Annotated in this window: 1 protein-coding gene; it reads right to left on the reverse strand. The window is 60.6% G+C overall.

Annotated elements, in window-relative coordinates; translation table 11 throughout:
- Positions 1-2: 2 nt before the first annotated feature.
- A partial coding sequence (locus NF543_RS25120) for a SusC/RagA family TonB-linked outer membrane protein (RefSeq protein ID WP_257670951.1) occupies positions 3-2,797 on the reverse strand: 2,795 nt, incomplete at its 5' end.

Genomic DNA, 2,797 nt, shown 5'->3' on the forward strand with positions numbered 1-2,797 from the left:
ATCTACAGGGATACATTGAGCCCCAGGGTATAGGTCCTGGGCATGGGGATGTTCTGGTCGGGATCGGAGGGGGTCCTCGCCTCCGGGTCCCAGCCCGGCCAGCTGTTGAAGCTATACAGGTTCCTGACCGAACCGAAGATGCGGACGCTGTTCGTCTTCAGCCTCCCGGCAAGGGCCGTGGGCAGGTTATACGAAAGCGAAACGTCCTGCACCCGCAGGAAGGAAAGGGGTTTGTACATCATGATGCCGCCCCCGAACACATTGGTGCGGGTGTTCAGGCGCGTGAAGCCGTCGATGGGGTTCTCCGGCGTCCAGTAGGGGAAATCGAAGGTGTTCCTCCTGTCGTAGGTATCGGCCCCGCCGCTCCGGATCCCTTCGGTAAAGGCACCCATATGGCCGATCTCCGCCCGCAGGAACAGCGATGCACTGAAATTCCCGAGGAAGGAGAACTCGTTCCGCAGCCCGATGCGGTACCGGGGCTGCCGGTAGCCGATGAACTGCTTGTCCTGAAGGGCCTCGTAGACGCCGTTGTTGTCCACGTCGGTTGCCTTGAAGTCGCCGGGGGCCAGCCCGTAGGCCGCTGCGGCCGCTGCCTCGTCCGATTGCCATATCCCGGTGATATCGTAGTCCCAGATGCGGTCGAGCGCCTGCCCGGGGAACCATTCGTTGGAATAATCCGGCAGCTCGCGGCGGACGGTCCCCCCGTCCACCCCCACCTCCCCGTAGTCCCCGAACAGGCTTTCGATCCTGTTCCTGTTGAACGAAAAGACCAGGTTTGAACGCCACCCGAACCGGGGCTTATCCACGTTGACCGTATTCAGGGTCAGCTCAAGGCCCCGGTTGCCCAGCTCGCCCAGGTTGGTGGTGATGTCCGTAAAGCCGGTGATCTCCGGGAGCAGGCGGTTCATGAGCAGGTCCTTCGTGGTCATCTCGTAATAATCCACGCTCAGGTCCACCCGGTTGCCGGCCATGGCCAGGTCCAGGCCAACGTTTACCGACTCCGTCTTTTCCCACACCAGGCTGTGGTTGGCCAGGGAGCTGTTGGTTATGCCCACCTGCACATTGGACCCGTCATAGTAAAGCGTGGAAGCCAGCTGGGCCAGCGCGGCATAGGCCCCGATATCCCTGTTCCCGTTCCGCCCCCAGGAGAACCGCAGCTTAAGCTGGTCCACGAAATCCAGGTTGAAGAACCCCTCTTCCGAGATCCTCCAGGCAAAGGCGGCGGCGGGGAAAACGGCCCGGGGGTTTTCGATGCCGAAGGCCGAATAGCCATCCCTCCTGACGGAAGCGGTAAAAAGGTACCTGTCCATCAGGGTATAGTTCAGGCGGGCCATGGAGGCATCGCCCGTGATCCTCGAGTCTATCGAGCTCAGACCGGGGTTGGTACCGAACTGCAGCCCGTGGAAACCCAGGCTCTGGCGGGGTATGAACGTCTGGTTGTTGAGCGAAGAGGCCCAGTCCTTCCGTTGTTCCGCACTGTATAAAAAAGTAAAATCGAACGAATGCGCACCGGATTGCCTGTTCCAGTGGAGGAGGTTGTCCACGATCCATTCGTACTGGGATACCTCTTCCCTCACCCCGTAACCGCCGGAGCGGGCCGAGCCGCCTTCCAGGGTCTGGGAGGACCAGAAATTATATTCCTTCAGGAACTGGAAGCGTGGCTGGAAGGAGAGTTTGTAATCGAAGCCGAAGGGGAGCTTCAGCTGGGCGTACATGCTGCTGAAAAGCGTGTTTATCCGCCTCAGCCTGTCCTGCCCGTAATAATTGATCAGGGGGTTGGCAGCGTTGAAGCTGTTGGGGTACCATTCCACCTCCCCCTCCTCGTTGAACATGTCGCCGTAGGGGCTCATGAGGTACATCTGGCTGAGGCTGGCCGGCACGCTGCTTTCATCCCTGTCGGCAAACTGGGCGTTCAGTCCGACGCTCAACCAGTCCGTTACCGTGAAATCCAGGTTCAGGCGGGAGCGGATGGTGGAAAACGCATCCCCGAGGACGATCCCCTCGTTATCCTGATAGCCCAGCGACCAGTAATACTTGATGTCGCCCGCCCCCCCGCCGATACTCAGGTCATAGTTCTGGCGGCGACCCCGCTGCATGACCTCATCGTACCAGTCGACCGTCTCCCCGGACAGGTAGTTCTCCACTTCCACGGGATAGAAACGGAGACGGCCCAGCCATTCCTGGGTATTGTCCTCCTGGGGATTGTTGCTGGCATTCCGCCATTGTTCCAGGCTCACCCCTTCGGGGAGCTGGCCCGGGTTATCGTAGTAGTAGGTGGGCTGACCGGGGTTCAGGCCCTTCAGGACATCGCGCCTGAAGGTAAGGTAGCCCTCCGCGTCGAAGGGTTTGAAACCATGCGTCGGCTCGGCCATGCCCATATCGGCGGAAAACTGGATGACCGGCTTCCCGGTCTTTCCCTTCTTGGTCGTTACCAGCACCACCCCTGCCGCTGCCCTCGCCCCGAATACAGCCGCGGAGCTGGCATCCTTCAGGATATCGATGCTTTCGATGTCGGCCGGGTTGATGTCGGCAATTGCCCCGTTGAAGATCACGCCGTCCAGCACGATCATGGGATTGGTGGAGGCGTTAAGGGACTTGGGGCCCCTGACCTGCATGGAGCTACCCCCGGAGGCCGTGGTGCCCTGGTTGGCGTTGAACCCCGCTACCGTACCGGTAAGCATGTCCGTGAGCTGGGTCATCGGCTGGCTCCTGAACGTCTCCGCACTCACCCGCGCAACCGAACCCGTCAGGTCGCTCTTCCTGGCCGTCCCGTAACCGATCACAACCACTTCATCCA

Source organism: Parapedobacter tibetensis, from assembly GCF_024704835.1.
Classification (GTDB): domain Bacteria; phylum Bacteroidota; class Bacteroidia; order Sphingobacteriales; family Sphingobacteriaceae; genus Parapedobacter; species Parapedobacter tibetensis.